Origin of the sequence: Pedobacter cryoconitis (assembly GCF_014200605.1) — a bacterium.
Lineage (GTDB): Bacteria > Bacteroidota > Bacteroidia > Sphingobacteriales > Sphingobacteriaceae > Pedobacter > Pedobacter cryoconitis_B.
This window is the reverse complement of record NZ_JACHCE010000006.1, coordinates 275,144-291,823: the sequence shown is the minus strand read 5'-3', so window position 1 is coordinate 291,823 and position 16,680 is coordinate 275,144. Positions and strand designations below refer to the sequence as shown.

The 16,680-nt window shown below is 36.7% G+C and carries 17 protein-coding genes; 14 read left to right on the top strand and 3 right to left on the bottom strand.

Annotated features, from left to right (window positions below; genetic code table 11):
* The first annotated feature begins 10 nt into the window (after nucleotides 1-10).
* From sufC to HDE68_RS18840, 7 genes are all read left to right on the top strand, one after another.
* The gene (sufC, locus tag HDE68_RS18870) at nucleotides 11-784 is read left to right on the top strand and encodes a Fe-S cluster assembly ATPase SufC (protein WP_183883782.1); all 774 of its coding nucleotides are present in this window, start codon (nucleotides 11-13) and stop codon (nucleotides 782-784) included.
* Between the two features lies 1 nt (nucleotide 785).
* Complete coding sequence (gene sufD / locus HDE68_RS18865; protein WP_183883781.1) at nucleotides 786-2,117, top strand: Fe-S cluster assembly protein SufD; 1,332 nt, start codon at nucleotides 786-788, stop codon at nucleotides 2,115-2,117.
* An 11-nt stretch (nucleotides 2,118-2,128) separates the two neighbouring features.
* A complete protein-coding gene (locus HDE68_RS18860) occupies nucleotides 2,129-3,352 on the top strand; it encodes an aminotransferase class V-fold PLP-dependent enzyme (protein ID WP_183883780.1) in 1,224 nt (407 codons plus the stop codon).
* Between the two features lie 8 nt (nucleotides 3,353-3,360).
* Nucleotides 3,361-3,780: a SufE family protein gene (locus HDE68_RS18855; protein WP_183883779.1), complete on the top strand. Its 420-nt coding sequence runs from the start codon at nucleotides 3,361-3,363 to the stop codon at nucleotides 3,778-3,780.
* A gap of 11 nt (nucleotides 3,781-3,791) precedes the next feature.
* The gene (locus HDE68_RS18850) at nucleotides 3,792-4,103 is read left to right on the top strand and encodes an SUF system Fe-S cluster assembly protein (RefSeq protein ID WP_183883778.1); all 312 of its coding nucleotides are present in this window, start codon (nucleotides 3,792-3,794) and stop codon (nucleotides 4,101-4,103) included.
* Entirely contained in the window at nucleotides 4,103-4,738 is a 636-nt protein-coding gene (locus HDE68_RS18845) for a helix-turn-helix transcriptional regulator (protein ID WP_183883777.1), read from the top strand. Before HDE68_RS18850 ends, HDE68_RS18845 begins: the two co-directional genes overlap by 1 nt.
* A gap of 186 nt (nucleotides 4,739-4,924) precedes the next feature.
* On the top strand, nucleotides 4,925-7,918 hold the full coding sequence (locus HDE68_RS18840) for a lantibiotic dehydratase (protein ID WP_183883776.1): 2,994 nt from the start codon (nucleotides 4,925-4,927) through the stop codon (nucleotides 7,916-7,918).
* On the opposite strand, the gene HDE68_RS18835 is transcribed toward HDE68_RS18840, so the two are convergent.
* Together HDE68_RS18835 and HDE68_RS18830 are read right to left on the bottom strand one after the other, a co-directional pair.
* Entirely contained in the window at nucleotides 7,902-8,624 is a 723-nt protein-coding gene (locus HDE68_RS18835; protein ID WP_183883775.1) for a LytR/AlgR family response regulator transcription factor, read from the bottom strand. The two genes, HDE68_RS18840 and HDE68_RS18835, sit on opposite strands and share 17 nt — an antisense overlap.
* Nucleotides 8,625-8,629: 5 nt before the next feature.
* A complete protein-coding gene (locus tag HDE68_RS18830) occupies nucleotides 8,630-9,697 on the bottom strand; it encodes a sensor histidine kinase (protein WP_183883774.1) in 1,068 nt (355 codons plus the stop codon).
* Between the two features lie 431 nt (nucleotides 9,698-10,128).
* On the opposite strand from HDE68_RS18830, the gene HDE68_RS18825 reads away from it, so the two are divergent.
* Nucleotides 10,129-10,818, top strand: coding sequence for a lipid-binding SYLF domain-containing protein (locus tag HDE68_RS18825; RefSeq protein ID WP_183883773.1), 690 nt, complete (start codon nucleotides 10,129-10,131; stop codon nucleotides 10,816-10,818).
* Here HDE68_RS18825 and HDE68_RS26720 read toward each other — a convergent pair.
* Nucleotides 10,802-11,239 carry a helix-turn-helix domain-containing protein gene (locus HDE68_RS26720; RefSeq protein ID WP_411267946.1) on the bottom strand — a complete coding sequence of 146 codons (438 nt, stop codon included), beginning with the start codon at nucleotides 11,237-11,239 and terminating at the stop codon, nucleotides 10,802-10,804. The genes HDE68_RS18825 and HDE68_RS26720 overlap by 17 nt on opposite strands.
* A gap of 606 nt (nucleotides 11,240-11,845) precedes the next feature.
* Between HDE68_RS26720 and HDE68_RS18815 the strand changes: the two genes are divergently transcribed.
* Genes HDE68_RS18815 through HDE68_RS18790 form a run of 6 tightly spaced genes read left to right on the top strand, consistent with a single transcriptional unit; the run spans nucleotide 11,846 to nucleotide 16,675 of the window.
* Nucleotides 11,846-12,178, top strand: a complete 333-nt coding sequence (locus tag HDE68_RS18815; protein WP_183883771.1) for an L-rhamnose mutarotase — start codon at nucleotides 11,846-11,848, stop codon at nucleotides 12,176-12,178.
* Between the two features lies 1 nt (nucleotide 12,179).
* Nucleotides 12,180-13,844, top strand: a complete 1,665-nt coding sequence (locus HDE68_RS18810; RefSeq protein ID WP_183883770.1) for a UxaA family hydrolase — start codon at nucleotides 12,180-12,182, stop codon at nucleotides 13,842-13,844.
* A gap of 8 nt (nucleotides 13,845-13,852) precedes the next feature.
* Complete coding sequence (locus HDE68_RS18805) at nucleotides 13,853-14,617, top strand: SDR family NAD(P)-dependent oxidoreductase (protein ID WP_183883769.1); 765 nt, start codon at nucleotides 13,853-13,855, stop codon at nucleotides 14,615-14,617.
* Between the two features lie 8 nt (nucleotides 14,618-14,625).
* The gene (locus HDE68_RS18800) at nucleotides 14,626-15,477 is read left to right on the top strand and encodes a fumarylacetoacetate hydrolase family protein (RefSeq protein WP_183883768.1); all 852 of its coding nucleotides are present in this window, start codon (nucleotides 14,626-14,628) and stop codon (nucleotides 15,475-15,477) included.
* 25 nt (nucleotides 15,478-15,502) lie between these two features.
* Nucleotides 15,503-16,288, top strand: coding sequence for an SDR family oxidoreductase (locus tag HDE68_RS18795; protein WP_183883767.1), 786 nt, complete (start codon nucleotides 15,503-15,505; stop codon nucleotides 16,286-16,288).
* 18 nt (nucleotides 16,289-16,306) lie between these two features.
* The gene (locus HDE68_RS18790; protein WP_183883766.1) at nucleotides 16,307-16,675 is read left to right on the top strand and encodes a hypothetical protein; all 369 of its coding nucleotides are present in this window, start codon (nucleotides 16,307-16,309) and stop codon (nucleotides 16,673-16,675) included.
* Nucleotides 16,676-16,680: the final 5 nt, after the last annotated feature.

Sequence of the window (16,680 nt, the reverse complement as noted above, 5' to 3'; positions counted from 1 at the left end):
TAGAACTCATATGTTATCAATAAAAAATCTTCATGCGAATATTGAAGGAAAAGAAATATTAAAGGGAATTAACCTCGAAGTGAAAGCTGGTGAAGTACACGCGATTATGGGGCCTAACGGATCTGGTAAAAGCTCACTGGCTTCTGTGCTTGCAGGTCGTGAAAATTACGAAATTACTGAAGGTGAAGTTTGGCTGGATGGTAAAAATCTGTTGGACATGAAGCCTGAAGTACGTGCACGTGAAGGTGTTTTTCTTGCTTTTCAATATCCTGTAGAAATTCCTGGAGTATCGAATATTAATTTCTTAAGAACAGCATTAAGTGAAATCAGAACGCACCGTGAGCTTCCTCAGCTTTCGGCTAAAGAGTTTCTGAAAATGACTAAAGAAAAACAAGCTTTGGTTGAATTTGAAGCAAAATTGGCTAACCGTTCTCTGAATCAGGGTTTTTCTGGCGGAGAGAAGAAAAGAAATGAAGTGTTTCAGTTAGCTATGCTTGAGCCAAAGTTGTCCATTTTGGATGAAACAGATTCAGGACTTGATATTGATGCTTTGCGTATTGTATCTAACGGTATTAATAAATTACGTTCAGCAGATAATGCTTTTGTTTTAATTACCCACTATCAGCGATTACTGGAATATATCGTACCTGACTTTGTACATGTACTGTACAATGGCCAGATTGTACGTTCAGGAACAAAAGAACTGGCATTGGAACTGGAAGAAAAAGGATATGACTGGTTGAAAGAAGAGTTCCATGGCAATGAATCAATAAACAAAATTTAAGATGGTAAATCAGCTTACAACTCCATTTTATAATCAACTGGTCGCTGAGTTTGAGAACACGCCAAAAGCTGGGAATTCTAATGTTGATTTATCAAAATCAAGAGAAGATGCTTTTGAACTGTTTAAAGCTAAAGGATTTCCTACTTCAAAAGATGAGGATTGGAAATTCACTAATCTGGCTCCGTTTCTGACTGATACTTTTTCCCTGACTAATGGTGAAGTAGATCAGCAGGAAGCTAAGACTGCAATAAATAATGCAATTATTCCTGGTCTTGATGCCTGGTTACTGGTTTTATTGAATGGTAAGATCCAATTTGACTTATCTGTTTTGCCAGAAGCTGATCAATTGAGTGTACTTCCATTGGAAAGTATTATCAATACAGAAAGTTATAAAAATTATATTACCTGTAAAGAAGCAGAAGGTAACAGAATGTATGCTTTGAATGCAGCTTTTTTTACTGATGGATATTTTATTGAGGTACCAAAGAATGTAGTATTGGATAAACCAGTACAGATCATACATCTTTATACCGCTGATGAAAATATGCTTTATCAGCCGCGTCATTTAATCATCGTCAATGAGCATGCAAAAGCTGAATTAATTGATAGTGCAGTTTCTCTTGGACACGCAAAACGTGTATTGATGAATAGCGTATCCCAGATTACGGTTAAAGAAAATGCAAATCTGATTCAATACGTAATTCAGGATAATGCTGCGGAAGACAGGTTAATCAATTACAACCATGTCACACAGGAACGCAATAGCCGTTATGATAACTTTATGTTTAATTTACCTGGTGCAGAACTGATCCGTAATAATCTGGAAATTGTTTTGAATGGTACTGCAACTGAAACTCATTTATTAGGTTTATATCTGGTAGCGGGTCATCAGTTAACAGATAACCATACAGCAATTCATCATAGATTTCCACATTGTGACAGCAATGAAATTTATAAAGGGGTGTTATTGGATAAAGGTAAGGCGGTGTTTAACGGAAAAGTATTTGTAGAACGCCCGGCTCAGAAAACCAATGCTTTTCAGCAAAATAATAATCTTTTATTGAGTGATAAGGCGCAGGTTTTTGCGAAACCTCAATTAGAAATATTTGCGGATGATGTCAAATGCAGCCATGGTTGTACAGTAGGTCAGTTTGATCCTGAATCCTTGTTTTACCTGCAGTCGAGAGGGATTTCTGAAGAATCTGCCCGTAAACTTCTGGTAGAAGCATTCATGTTTGACGTGACTCAGAAAATTGAAAATGAGGCAGTGAAAGATTTTGTCCAGTCTTTAATTTATAAAAAGATGGAAAACTCATTATCAACAATCATTTAAAAGGAATAGAAATGGGCAGATCGATAGCAGAAAATATCAGAGCAGACTTTCCTATACTGGATACAAAAGTATATGGTAAAGATTTAGTATACCTTGATAATGCAGCAACCACACAAAAACCTACAGCAGTTTTAGCTGCTGTAGAGGATTATTATAAAACCTGCAACAGCAATGTCCACCGTGGTGTACATCTGTTAAGCCAGCAGGCGACAGCAGCTTACGAAGAAGCCCGTCATAAGGTTGGTCAGTTTATCAATGCTGCATTTAGCCATGAGGTTATTTTTACTAAAGGGACAACTGATGGGATTAACCTGGTTGCCTCTTCATTTGGAAGGAAATTTCTGAATACAGGAGATAGTATTCTGATTTCTGCTATGGAGCACCATTCAAATATTGTACCCTGGCAAATGATTTGTGAAGAGAGGGGAGCAACACTAAAGGTCATTCCTATGGATGAAAATGGAGTGCTGCAAATGGATGCCTTACCTGGTCTTTTGGATGAAAGCGTAAAACTGATCTCGGTTACTTACGTGTCAAACTCTTTGGGAACAGTTAATCCGGTCAGAGAAATTATCAGACAGGCCCATGCAAAAAATATCCCTGTGATGATTGATGCTGCGCAGGCAATACAGCATTTACCACTGGATGTACAGGAACTTGATATTGATTTCCTTGCCTTTTCGGGACATAAAATTTATGGACCTACCGGAATTGGTGTGCTTTATGGTAAAGAAAAGTGGTTGAATATGATTCCCCCTTATCAGGGTGGAGGTGATATGATTAAAACGGTCACTTTTGAAAAGACCATATACAATGAATTACCTTATAAATTTGAAGCAGGTACGCCGGATATAAGTGGTGCTATCGGACTGGGGGCAGCAATAGATTATGTAAATTCCATTGGCCTGGATGCTATACAGGAAAAAGAACATGATTTACTAAATTATGCATTGGAACTATTTGCCGGAATACCTAATCTGAGGTTTATCGGTAAGGCAGAACAACGTGCAAGTGTAATTTCATTTTTAATTGATGGCGTACATCCTTATGATTTAGGTGAACTTCTTGATAAACAAGGGATTGCTATTCGTACCGGTCATCATTGTACTGAACCGGTTATGGACTTTTTTGGTATTCCAGGAACCTGCCGTGCTTCTTTTGCTTTTTACAATACCCGTTCGGAAGTGGATTTACTGGTAGCAGGTATAAAAAGAGCTGCTGCGATACTTATTTAATTTTACAGATGACGATTAACGAACAACAGGACGAAATTATCGAAGAGTTTGAGCTTTTTTCAGACTGGATGGATAAATATGAGAATATCATTGATATGGGGAAAGAACTTCCGCTGATTGATGCGCAATATAAAGTGCCTGAAAACCTGATCAAGGGCTGCCAGTCAAGTGTATGGCTTCAGCCTGAATATAAAGACGGTAAGATCTGGTTTACTGCCGATAGTGATGCAATTATTACAAAAGGATTAATCAGCATGATGATCAGGGTCTTATCGGGGCATACCCCGCAGGAAATAATTGATGCTGATTTATACTTTATCAATACGATAGGGCTACAGAACCACTTGTCACCTAACCGTTCCAATGGGTTGCTGTCCATGTTAAAACAAATGAAAATGTACGCCCTGGCCTTTAAGACACAGGACTAAAACGAGTTGTTATGAATGAACCATTGTTAAGAGATAAAATAGAGGAGGCATTACATACGATCTATGATCCGGAGATACCAGTTAATATTTATGAACTGGGCCTGATCTATAAGATTGATATGATGGAAGATAATAATGTACATATCTATATGACACTTACTGCACCTGCCTGCCCGGCTGCAGGTGAAATTCTGGGTGAAGTAGAGACTAAGGTGAAAGCTGTTGAGGGTGTTAATGAGGTAGAAGTACGTCTTACTTTCGATCCGCCATGGGATAGAGATATGATGAGTGATGAAGCTAAATTAGAATTGGGCTGGTTGTAATGGAAAATAAAACGCCATTTAGGGAAGGTGCTGTGAATCTGCTGAAAACCAGCGGGCCACAGTCTCTGTTGTCGCTTGCCCGTGAATTTAAGGTGACAGTTGAGGGTGCACGTTTCCAAATGCTCCGTTTAGAAAAAGAAGGCCTGGTAACTTCCAGCAAAACTGTAACAGGGAGAGGCCGGCCACAGCAGTTATGGTCCCTCACCAGTATGGGACAATCCCGCTTCCCTGATACACATGCTGCACTTACTGTGAAGCTGATGGAAGTCATGAAAGAGCTTCTGGGCGAAGGTGCAGTCTCACAATTGATTACTGCTAATGGTGAGAAAGGAACTGATAAATATCTGAAAGAACTGGAAGGAGTGGTTGATCTTGAAAAGAGGATCAACGATTTTGTTTCTATCCGCACAAAAGAAGGATACATGGCCCAGGTCATCAAAGATGATGAAGGGTTTATTTTTATAGAAAATCATTGCCCGATAGGTGCTGCTGCTCATGCTAATCCGGCGATCTGCAATGCAGAATTCAAAACACTGCAAACTGTTATTGGTGAAAACATACCTATCAAACGTATAGAGTATATCGTTGACGGAGGCAGAAGATGTGCTTACCGCATCTCTGCTGTTAAATTATAATCTTTTTAATAATTGTATTCTATAATATTTATTAATAATATTATTGATTTGTTTATCAGTGTGTTAGCTATTTTTGTTATTCGTTTTCGGACAAAGTTGCATATAGACCTGCGATGAGGTTGATTTTTTTTTATAAATTTCACCGTTAGGGGAATTGTTTTATACCAAATATATTTATTGCTCAAAATGCCAGATTTTGCTGTTGACTCATTTTTACTTGTCCGATCACCTGCTTATAGTTACCAGAATTTTAGTTTATTGTTTTTACAAAAAGTATTAAAAACAGACTTCTTCAAAGCGAGTTTGTTTTTTGCAAGTCAGACATTATATCTGGAGCTTAAAAAAAAGTGTTTTGATTATGATCAATTGGATGAGCATGCTAAAATAACGCTGTGGAAGTATCTGAACCGAATGTGCTTCCGGCCATTGCCATATGGTCTCTTTTCATCGTTTTCTCTTGCAGGATGGACCTTCCAGCAAGAAAATCCACTACGTTTAAATGGTAAAGGACAGCTGACTGCAATTCCTGATTTTGTATCAATTCTTAACTATATTGATACATTAAAATTAGAAGAATTGTCGAATGTCCGATATTATACGAATAACTCTATGTACACTACGGCAGGAGAGTTGTATTTTGTCAGTCAGGCATATTCTGAGCAGGATAAACATGTTATTGTACATTTAAAAGTAATTCCTGGTTTAAAGAAACTATTGAGGTTTATTGATCAGGGACAAACAAAAGGTGCTATCCTTAATTACCTGGTCAAACAATATGGAGAGGATGCTGGTGCGGAAGATTATTTTAATCATTTGGTAAAAGGGCAAGTAATTGTTTCGGAACTGATGCCTAATGTTACTGGCGTATTATATAATGAACGATGCCTGACTGTATTGAAAGAATACCCTAATCTTAATCTTGATGCCTTAAAAACATTTTCTGCCCCGATTAATGATCAAAGTGATGCATTGTCTTCAATTCTTGCACACATTGAAGAAATTAGTGGAAGGAATGAGTACAGGCCCCCTTATAGTTTGTACCAGCGTGAAGTTACAGGAGGATTAAATAGTGAAGTGCATCCTGAATTTATTTCATTGATCAAAAGTCTGGATAAATTGACAGTTGATAGGAGCGGGGAGGTAATGAAAGAATTTAAGATAGCCTTTAAAAAGAAATATGAAAGACGTGAAGTTCCATTAATGGAGGTAATGGATCCGGGAATTGGCATTGGATATGATAATTTAACAGCTGCTTTTGATAATCAGAATAATGGATTTATAGATGATTTGAGAAAACCTCAGGAGCCAGAAAGCAGAATGAAATGGGGAGAGGCAGAAAAGATGATTTTTAAGAAATGGACTAATCTTTCTAAATCAGGATCAGACAAAATTATACTTACCCCTGAAGATATTAATTCACTACCTGAAAGTAAATCTATGTTACCGCCCGGGATGTCTATTTTATATAAAAATGTTGATCAGGAATTGTGGATAGATCAGATTAGTGGTGCATCAGGTATAGAATTAGGAGCGAGATTTGGTGCTCCTAATGGGTTAATTGAAAAACAGCTTAAGAATATCTGTGAACAGGAAATGGCTGTAAATAATGATTTTATTTTTGCTGAAATTTCTTTTTCACCCCCTAATAAAGCTTCAAATATAAAACAAAGAGGGCATTTTTATCCTTATGAAATACCTATACTGACACATTCAGCCCGTTCTGAAGAAAGTACGATCAAATTAAATGATCTAATGATTTCTATGAATGGGAATACTATTATGTTGAGGTCAGTTAAACTCAATAAATACGTGATACCAAGACTTTCCTCAGTTTATAATGTTCAACTGACAACTATTCCTGCTTTTAGGTTTCTCTGCGATTTACAGCACCAGGGAATTAAAACCAATTTGGGCTTTTCTTTGGAACAATTTTTTCCAGGTTTGGATTATTATCCACGTGTACAACTTGACAAAGCTGTCTTGTCTGCTGCGAGATGGATTCTTGATGAGACTAAAATTAAGAGAATAGTAGAAGGGAATTTTAAGGATGTGCAACAAGAGCTACTATTGCCTGTTTATTTTAGCTGGTATGAAAGGGATAATTTTCTTGTTTTTAACACAGCCAGTACAGATGATATCGATATGTTTAAGAGATGTATCAGAAATAAGAAATCAATAACGCTAAGGGAATATGTTTTTCCTAAGTATGCAGACTTGCATGATTTTGAGAAAAGACCTTACGCAAGCCAATTCATAGCATGTGTGGTAAATAAATCTAAATCATATGCTCTGCCTGACTCTATATCAGGTATAATAGGGAATACTAAAAAGTTAAAAGTCAAGCGCTCATTTTTTTTGGGAGATGAGTGGCTGTACTTTAAGCTATATGCACATAATTCATTCATGGATAGTATCCTGATTCATCATATTTTACCGATTATCCGTAAATATAAAGAGAACAACCCAGAATTTAAATGGTTTTTCATTAGATATAATGATCCAGATCATCATATCAGGTTAAGATTTTTTACAGCGAAAGAATCAGCTCAAAATTTATTTACTGAACTAAGTGCAAAGTTAAAGCCATTACATCAATCCGGGAAAATACAGGCGATTTTAATGGATACATATCAAAGAGAACTTGAAAGATATTCGGCAGAATTAATAGATGATATAGAATCATTGTTTTATTTGGATAGTGATTTTATCCTTGATGCTATTCAGACAGGTGGGTCGGAAGTGAGATTCAAATTAAATTTTGCCGTGCATTCTACACTGTTCATGGTAAAGTGTTTAATTAAGGATAAAAAGGAAAGAATTGAATTTCTTGGTTCTATCCTTGCCGGTTTTTCAGCGGAATTTAATGATAGTGATAAAGAGATTATTCGTAAGATGGATTTTAGATACAGGAATTTTCAGTCTGAACTAATTGAAAATGAACAATTTTCTGTTCAGAGAAAGAATAAAGCTTATCCTTATTTTAATCAATTACTTATTTTACTTCATGAAAAAATATCAAATTGGAAACTTATTGATAAATATAATTTGATTTCAAGTTTGATACATATGCATATAAATAGAATATTTGAAACTGATCCAAGATCTTATGAATATCTTGCCTATCACTTTATGAAAAAACATCAGGCTTATCTTAATTATACAACTAACGATGAGTTTTAATTATATTACTATTTACTTTTTTCAAAAGCTGGTCTTTAAATGATGAACCTATCGGTAAAATCATTTTATCAATCATTATTTTGTTCCCTTCCATCATCGTTACTTTATCAATATTGATGATATAGGACTTATGTATTCTGATAAAATTAATAGTTGGCAATCCAGCCTCAATCTCCTTCATTGTCAGGTATATAATGTGATTGTTTTGAGGGGTATGGATAACAATATAGTTGTTTAACCCTTCAATATACTCTACATCATCATAATTAACTTTAAGCATTTTACCCTTTATACCTGGATTTACGAAAAAATAACTTTCATTTTTAGGTAAGGTTTGTGGTTTCTGCCCTTCTATTTTATCAATAACCTTTGTTACTGATTTTAAAAATTTCTCAAAGGAAATAGGTTTTAGCAGGAAATCCGAAATATTTTTTTCGAAACCCTGTACAGCATAACCTGCATGACCGGTTGTAAAGATAATGGCTGTGTTTTTGTAAATTAAATCAGCTACATCCAGGCCAGACATTTCAGGCATATCAATATCAAGAAAGGTAATATCTATATCTTTATTTTCATTAATATATTTAATGGCTTCAAGTGGATTTTGCGAAGAGGAAATAACCTCTAAATGTGCACTGTCTGCTGCATATTTTTTTAAAGTTTCGATGGCATGTGACTCATCATCTATTATAAAACATTTATACATAAAGGTTATAAAGTTATATGAAGCTTGAACGTATAATCATCTGCTGTTTCTATTATTTGAATCTCATGGGCATCTGAATAATATGAATCAAGCCTCAGTTTTAAATTTTTAAGGCCTATACCGTGACTTGGAATAGGTTTTCTAGTTCTTATTTTTCTATTGTAGATAGTAAATTGCAGTTTGTTTTCATTAATATCGAGATTAATTTTTACTGGATGTTCAACATTTTTAAGATCAGCATATTTAAAAATATTTTCTACAGGTGTTAGCAGGATTAAAGGAAGTATTCTTAAATTACCGGTATTGCCTGTAATGGTGAAAGATAGCTGTAAATTATGATCAAACCTAAATTGATTTAAATCAATAAAAGAGGCGATCTGTTCTATTTCATCTGAGAGTTCAACTTTGCCATTTTGAGGTATTTCAGTTAATGCATAACGCATAATATCAGATAATAAAAGTATTGGCCTGGTTAATTGCGGAGCTGTTGTAATAGCTGTATTATGCAGGAAATTTAAAGTGTTAAATAAGAAATGCGGATTGATCTGTGATTTTAAATAGGCTACTTCAGAATCTATAAGCTGTTTCTCTAATTGTTGGTGATGGAGTTGGGAGAGTAATTTGCTTTTTTCTAAATCAGTGATCTCTTTTCTCTGAGTAATAATGTTTAAAGCGAACCAATAAGCAGAACTTAGTCCGAAAAGGTAAAGAAACCGATAAACAGTTCTGGCAATTGAATCTAAATTGATTGTAGACGACAAAAGTGTTGGAACATTAAAAGCAAGAGAAAATCCGGTAAAAAAATATCTAAGCAGCATATAACCAATTAGCTCCAGCAAGATTAATATTGCCCCAATGTATATTGGCTTTTTATATATTTGTGGCCATACTACATATGAATTTGTATAAAAAAGAATGATGTAAAGAGCATAGTAATAAATATACTCTATTATTGAAGAAGAATGCAGGTGCAGCAAAAATATAAGAAGAAGCTCATAAGCTATAAATAGTGTCCACACAAAGACATGGGCACGGTAAAATTTGAACTTTTTTGAGTTTAATGCGTTAATCATTATTTCAAATATAAGAGATTATATGTGTATTTACCTCGATATTATGTTAGTTCGTGTAATAACTTTTTCATTATGAGAAGATACTCTTACTATTGATGAAAATCAACCCAGCAGTGTTATGAAAAAAATCAAACAAAATCTTTTGAAGTTAGAATTAACTCCATTATATCAAATACCAACAGTGAAAAAGAGTGTATTAGACTTTCCTGAAGCTACTATATCTCCTGAGACTATTGTAATTATTCCTTTCTTCAATTAGACGTATTTGACAGGAATTTAATTCTTATCCTTTACTTTTAATAAGATTATCCTTAAAAAAGGAGCATCATTAATCCAGAATTAGTGATGCTCTTTATTTTTTAACAATCTTGGCTTCGAATTTGATTAACTATTTATAGTTAATTATGGATTCAAATAAAACCAGGACTATTATGAAAAGGATAAAATTACCGAAATTCAAAATTGCACTTCTATTATGTGCAGGTTTATTTTTAAGCGCTTCGGTTAATGCACAGGAAAAGGAAGAAAAAAAAGTCGAAGCTGCAACAACTGTACTTACAGACTTTAGTAAAATGAAGGAGTCTATTCCATCAGAATTACTCGCTGTTACACAAGGGATTATTGTCGTTCCCAAATTAATCAATGCAGGTTTTGTGATCGGTGCTAAGAGAGGAAAGGGGGTTGCTATGGTAAAAAGAGCAGACGGAACATGGAGTAATCCTGTCTTTGTAACCATTACCGGAGGTAGCATTGGGGCACAAATAGGAGTACAGTCAGTTGATCTTGTTCTTGTTTTTAAACATAGTACCAGTTTAACTGATATTAAAAAGAGCAGTTTTACGCTTGGTGGTGATCTTTCTGTCGCTGCAGGCCCTGTAGGCAGGAATTCAACTGCTAATACGGACTATAAGCTTGAAGCTGAGGTCTATTCTTATTCCCGTAGCAAAGGACTGTTTGCAGGGATTTCTTTAAATGGAGCTTCTCTGGCTATAGATGCCGAGGCTAATACTGAGTTTTATGGAAAAGCAGCGTCTGCACATAAAATCTTTGCTGCACCTGACAATTCTTCAGCTATAGTAAAAACATTGAAATCTACTTTGACAACTATGCAGGAGAAATAATCGTTTCTTTCCGGTCATTAAAAAACTCACGCTGATAGCTGAGCGGACTTTTGCCCGTAATTGATTTAAAATATTTATGAAAACTGGCGAAATTATAAAAGCCACTTTCATAACAGATCTGTTTCACATTGATCTTATTTTCGATCAGTAATTTACAAGCATGACCTATTCTTATTTCATTAATGAACTGAGAATAGGTCTTTCTTGTTCTTGACTTAAAATATCTGCAAAAATAGTTTACACTTACATGTGCAATATCTGCTACTTCCTGAGTCTGTATCTTGCGCTTAAAATTAGCAAGTGAAAATTCATAGATCGCATGAATCCTGTCATTTTCTGAATCTTCAAAGTTATGTTTAAAGCCGATCGAAGAAAGGAGCCTGGTTTTTGTACAATTGCCAATACTTGTTAATGCCTCCATCAGCAACATAATTTTTCTGGAACCTTCGGCTTGTAAAAGCTGTTCCAGCAATTCTCCTATATTATTTTTAATTTGCCCGCCAATCTGAATTCCCCGTCTTGCTTTTTCCAATGTGGTTTTAATCAGTTTGTTTTCCGGCAGATTGAGAAAAACATCTCCCCAGAAATTTTCATTGAAGTGTATAACACGTACATCTGCACTGGTATTTTCCTTTTCATCAAAATAAACATCATCAAATCTCCAGTAATGCGGCAGATGTGCACCGATTAGTATGACATCACCAGAACGGAAACGCTTAATGCTGTCACCGATAAATTGTGTGCCGTTACCTTTTTTGAAATGTATCAATTCTACTTCAGAGTGATAGTGCCAGCGGTTATTGATATAAGGTACATTGTCCTGTCTTGCATTAAATGAATGAATTGGGTTTGGTGATGCTTTTAAAAGTTGAGGTTTCATTTTTTTTGTTACAAATGATGGCTGATAAAAGGTAAATATGCCAAAATCATTTAATCTTTCGTTCAAATGATAAAATAAATAAAATCAAAATTACTTTCCTTTGAATATACAAAAACACAGCACTATCTAAAAATAGAAAAGAGATAAATGAGAACGTATTGTTTAACGCTTGATCTGATTAATGATCCTGAACTCATCAGGGAATACGAAAAATGTCATCAAAAAATATGGCCTGAAATCTATGCCAGTATCAAAAAATCTGGTATTGAAAAGATGCAGATTTATCGTTTTTCAAACCGCCTGGTGATGAGAATGGAAGTAAACGATACTTTCAGTTTCGAATATAAGGCAGCAATGGATGCTGCTGATGAAAGGGTACAGGAATGGGAAAAGCTGATGTGGAAATACCAACAGGCCCTACCTGGAGCTAAACCCGGAGAAAAATGGATGTTAATGAATCAGATTTTTGAACTTGAATAATATGCCGCAATCAGAAACAACTTACTTTATACAAATTCATCAGATGGATAATGTATTGGTAGCTCTGGTCGACTTGCCGGCGGGATTTAAAGTGAAGTTTAACGAACAAACGTTTGATATAATCACACCGATAGCCGCCAAGCACAAATTTACCATACATGACCTGTCTGAAGGGAACAGCATTTTCATGTATGGCGTGCTGGTGGGTAAAGCGAGTGAAGCGATTCCTGCGGGACATGCAATAACAGTCAATAATGTAAAACATGCTGCTGAAGGTTATCAGTTAGGAGAAAGAAAAACAGCCTGGCAAAAGCCCGATACCAGATCTTTCAGAGATCGGACTTTTATGGGGTTCCATAGAGCAGATGGTGCTGTCGGAACTGCCAATTACTGGATTGTTATTCCGCTGGTATTTTGTGAAAACCGGAATGTAGAAGTCCTTAAAGAAGCATTAACCGGAAAGCTGGGCTTTAAAAAAGCTAAAAGCTATGAAAACGAAGTGGATGGTTTAATAGCCTTATATCAAACAGGTAAAAGTGTAGAAGATATTTTACAGGCAGATTTACAGCATTCTGCTTCCATAGCTCCCACTAATAAATTATTTCCAAATATAGACGGTATTAAATTCCTGAACCATGATATGGGCTGTGGAGGAACGAGAATGGATTCTGATGCCTTATGTGGTTTATTAGCCGGATATATTACACATCCAAATGTAGCTGGAGCAACAGTCCTGAGTTTGGGCTGTCAGCATGCACAGATCAGTATTCTTGAAACTGAAATTAAAAAAAGAGATCCGGAATTTAGCAAACCATTAGTCGTTCTGGAACAGCAAAAACTGGGCACCGAAAGTAAACTATTGCAGGAAGCATTAAAACAGACCTTTACCGGCCTGATGACTGCTAATCAAAAAGAAAGAGCACCAGCACCTTTATCAAAACTCTGTATAGGTTTAGAATGTGGTGGCTCTGATGGATTTTCAGGGATTTCAGCTAATCCTGCATTGGGGCATCTTTCAGATCTGCTGGTTACCCTGGGAGGGAGTGTTATCTTAGCAGAGTTTCCGGAGTTATGTGGTGTTGAACAAGAATTGAGTGACCGCTGTATAGACACAGAGACTGCTAACCGTTTCATGAGTTTGATGAGCACTTACAATGCCCTTGCAGAAGCGACAGGTTCGGGGTTTTATGCAAATCCATCTCCAGGGAATATTAAAGATGGTTTAATTACGGATGCTATAAAGTCTGCGGGTGCGGCAAAAAAAGGAGGAAATTCACCTGTTACTGCCGTACTTGATTATCCGCAGAAAGTTACAAAACCTGGTCTGAACCTGTTATGCACTCCGGGCAGTGATGTAGAAAGTACAACTGCCGAAGTAGGTTCAGGTGCGAACATTGTTCTTTTTACAACGGGTTTGGGAACGCCAACCGGAAATCCGGTGGCGCCAGTAATTAAAATCTCTACAAATACTGCCTTATTCAATAAGATGCCTGATATTATCGATATTAACTGCGGAACTATCATTGAAGGAACAGAAAGTATTCAGCAAGCTGGTGAAAGAATCCTTAATTATGTGATTGACGTAGCCAGTGGTATAATTAAGCCTAAAGCTGTAGAATTAGGGCAGGATGATTTTATTCCATGGAAAAGAGGTGTTTCATTATAATTTAATATATGTTTAGTTTAGAAGGAAAAATAGCCATTGTTACTGGCGGAGGAAGTGGTATAGGAAAAGCTATTTCTATACTATTTGCCAGACAGGGTGCGGATGTACATATTATAGAACTCAATGCTGATGCAGCTGAGGAAACAGTTATAGAAATTCAAAAAAATAATGGTAAAGCCTATGCTCATGGTTGTGATGTGAGTAATCAAAATCAGGTGCTGGATATTTTTTATCAGATTGGAGCTGCTGATATTCTGGTTAACAATGCTGGTATTGCGCACATTGGTAAGGCTGATACCACCAGTGAAGAGGATTTTGATAAAGTATTTGCAGTGAATGTAAAGGGGGCTTATAATACCTTATTTGCTGCTATTCCATTTTTAAAGAAAAGTGAAAGTCCGGTGATTTTGAATATGGCATCTATAGCAGCTGTTGTAGGGATAGCAGACAGGTTTGCTTATTCCATGAGTAAAGGTGCTATTTATGCCATGACGATGTCTGTAGCGCGTGATTATCTGGAAGATGGTATCCGTTGTAACAGTATTTCTCCTGCCAGGGTTCATACCCCTTTTGTAGATGGTTTTATTGCTAAAAACTACGCTGGACAAGAAGAAGAAGTATTTGCCAGGCTCTCGCAAAGTCAGCCTATAGGACGAATGGGTAAACCTGAAGAAGTGGCTGCACTGGCCTTGTATCTCTGTGCAGAAGAATCAGGGTTTATTACTGGAAATGATTATCCGATTGACGGAGGATTTATTAAACTTAACAACTAAAGATATTTATGAAATTAATAAGATGGGGCGCAGCTGGCCGTGAAAAAACCGGTGTGATTATCAATGATATTAAGTACGATACGTCTGCTTTTGGCAGAGATTATAATGAAGATTTTTTTGAGAATAATGGTTTGGCAGCATTAGCTGAATTTGTACATGCAAATGCAGGTAAACTGACCTTAATACCGGACACTGAACGTTTGGGCTCACCAATTGCACGTCCATCTAAAATTATATGTATTGGTTTAAATTATGCAGACCATGCTAAAGAAACGAATGCACCACTACCGGCTGAACCCATTATCTTTATGAAATCGACCACTGCCTTAGTGGGTCCGAATGACAATATTATTACCCCGAAGAACTCTGAGAAAACGGATTGGGAAGTAGAGTTAGCAGTGGTGATTGGTAAAAGAGCATCTTATGTTGAAGAGTCAGCAGCATTGGAGTATGTCGCTGGTTATGCGCTTCACAATGATGTTTCAGAGCGTGAGTTTCAAATCGAAAGAGGCGGAACCTGGGACAAAGGAAAAGGTTGTGATACTTTTGCTCCTTTAGGTCCATTTTTAGCTACTCCTGATGAATTAGGTGACCTGAATAAATTACGTCTTTGGCTTAAAGTAAATGGTAAAACGATGCAGGATGGTAATACTTCGAACTTTATTTTCAATATACCTTTTGTAATTTCCTATGTAAGTCAGTTTATGACACTCTTACCAGGGGATGTGATTTCTACAGGAACTCCGGCAGGGGTAGGACTTGGTTTTAAACCACCAATTTATCTGAAAGCAGGGGATGTGGTAGAATTAGGTATTGATGGTCTTGGGGTTTCCAGACAGGAAGTTAAAGCTTATGTTTAAAGTTAATATTATTTAAAACTCGATAATGGATCTGCAATTAAAAGATAAAATAGTTATTGTGACAGGCGGAGCAAAAGGAATTGGCGAAGGAATTGTCCGCCAGCTGGCAGATGAAGGTGCCATTCCTGTTATTGTAGGCAGGAAAGAAGCCGATAACCTTAAACTCGTCAACGAAATTACCCTTGAAGGTAAACAAGCCTTTCAGGTCGTAGCCGAACTGACAGATCCAAAAAGTGCAGCGCAAACTATAAATACTATTATCGGGATATTCGGCAGGATAGACGGACTGGTAAATAATGCAGGGGTAAATGATGGGGTGGGGCTGGAGAACGGTAATTACCAGTCTTTTGTAGACAGCCTGCATAAAAATGTGATTCATTATTATTTAATGGCTCATCATGCCTTGCCGTATTTGAAAAAGAGCAGGGGGGCTATTGTGAATATTGGTTCAAAAGTAGCTGATACCGGGCAGGGAGGTACTTCGGCCTATGCTGCTTCAAATGGCGCCAGGAATGCGCTCACCAGGGAATGGGCTGTTGAATTGCTGCCTTACAGCATTCGTGTAAATGCGGTAATTGTAGCAGAATGTTATACCCCTTTGTATCAAACCTGGATCAGCTCACTGCCAGAACCAGAAAAAAAGCTGAAAGATATTACTGCAAAAATCCCTTTTGAACAACGCATGACGACTGCTGCAGAGATTGCAAATACAACGGTTTTCCTGTTGTCTCCCAGGTCAGGCCATACCACCGGACAGTTATTATATGTAGATGGTGGTTATGTTCATCTTGACCGTTCTATAAGTACTTAGATTTTCTATATTTGCAAAATGTTCAGAAGCATTCTTGCACATATCCTAATCTTCTTCACAATGGCGGCTAATTTCAGCCAGGTCTTTGTGCGTGCAGGGTTTGAGCTGAACGAGAGCTATATCGTCTCCAAACTCTGCATTAATCGTGACAAGCCGCAAATGCATTGCAATGGTAAATGTTACCTGATGCGCAAACTAAAACAGGCAGAGCAAAAGGAAAGAAACAGGGCACATGAAAATCAAAGAAGCATGTACCAGTTAGGTGTTGTAGTTGAGAAACTATCATTTAATCCTTATATGGTCCGTGTTGAACGGATATATAAGCCTGAGTTACCTTTTCTTCTGCCGGCATATGCTGCTGATATCTTTCAGCCGCCCCGCGTATAATCCAT

Coding starts and splice junctions, on each gene's coding strand:
- HDE68_RS18790 (WP_183883766.1), top strand. CDS start 16,307: ATGTTCAGAAGCATTCTTGCACATATCCTAATCTTCTTCACAATGGCG.
- sufC (WP_183883782.1), top strand. CDS start 11: ATGTTATCAATAAAAAATCTTCATGCGAATATTGAAGGAAAAGAAATA.
- HDE68_RS18795 (WP_183883767.1), top strand. CDS start 15,503: ATGGATCTGCAATTAAAAGATAAAATAGTTATTGTGACAGGCGGAGCA.
- HDE68_RS18840 (WP_183883776.1), top strand. CDS start 4,925: ATGCCAGATTTTGCTGTTGACTCATTTTTACTTGTCCGATCACCTGCT.
- HDE68_RS18855 (WP_183883779.1), top strand. CDS start 3,361: ATGACGATTAACGAACAACAGGACGAAATTATCGAAGAGTTTGAGCTT.
- HDE68_RS18805 (WP_183883769.1), top strand. CDS start 13,853: ATGTTTAGTTTAGAAGGAAAAATAGCCATTGTTACTGGCGGAGGAAGT.
- HDE68_RS18845 (WP_183883777.1), top strand. CDS start 4,103: ATGGAAAATAAAACGCCATTTAGGGAAGGTGCTGTGAATCTGCTGAAA.
- HDE68_RS18815 (WP_183883771.1), top strand. CDS start 11,846: ATGAGAACGTATTGTTTAACGCTTGATCTGATTAATGATCCTGAACTC.
- HDE68_RS18825 (WP_183883773.1), top strand. CDS start 10,129: ATGAAAAGGATAAAATTACCGAAATTCAAAATTGCACTTCTATTATGT.
- sufD (WP_183883781.1), top strand. CDS start 786: ATGGTAAATCAGCTTACAACTCCATTTTATAATCAACTGGTCGCTGAG.
- HDE68_RS26720 (WP_411267946.1), bottom strand. CDS start 11,239: ATGGAGGCATTAACAAGTATTGGCAATTGTACAAAAACCAGGCTCCTT.
- HDE68_RS18860 (WP_183883780.1), top strand. CDS start 2,129: ATGGGCAGATCGATAGCAGAAAATATCAGAGCAGACTTTCCTATACTG.
- HDE68_RS18810 (WP_183883770.1), top strand. CDS start 12,180: ATGCCGCAATCAGAAACAACTTACTTTATACAAATTCATCAGATGGAT.
- HDE68_RS18850 (WP_183883778.1), top strand. CDS start 3,792: ATGAATGAACCATTGTTAAGAGATAAAATAGAGGAGGCATTACATACG.
- HDE68_RS18835 (WP_183883775.1), bottom strand. CDS start 8,624: ATGTATAAATGTTTTATAATAGATGATGAGTCACATGCCATCGAAACT.
- HDE68_RS18830 (WP_183883774.1), bottom strand. CDS start 9,697: ATGATTAACGCATTAAACTCAAAAAAGTTCAAATTTTACCGTGCCCAT.
- HDE68_RS18800 (WP_183883768.1), top strand. CDS start 14,626: ATGAAATTAATAAGATGGGGCGCAGCTGGCCGTGAAAAAACCGGTGTG.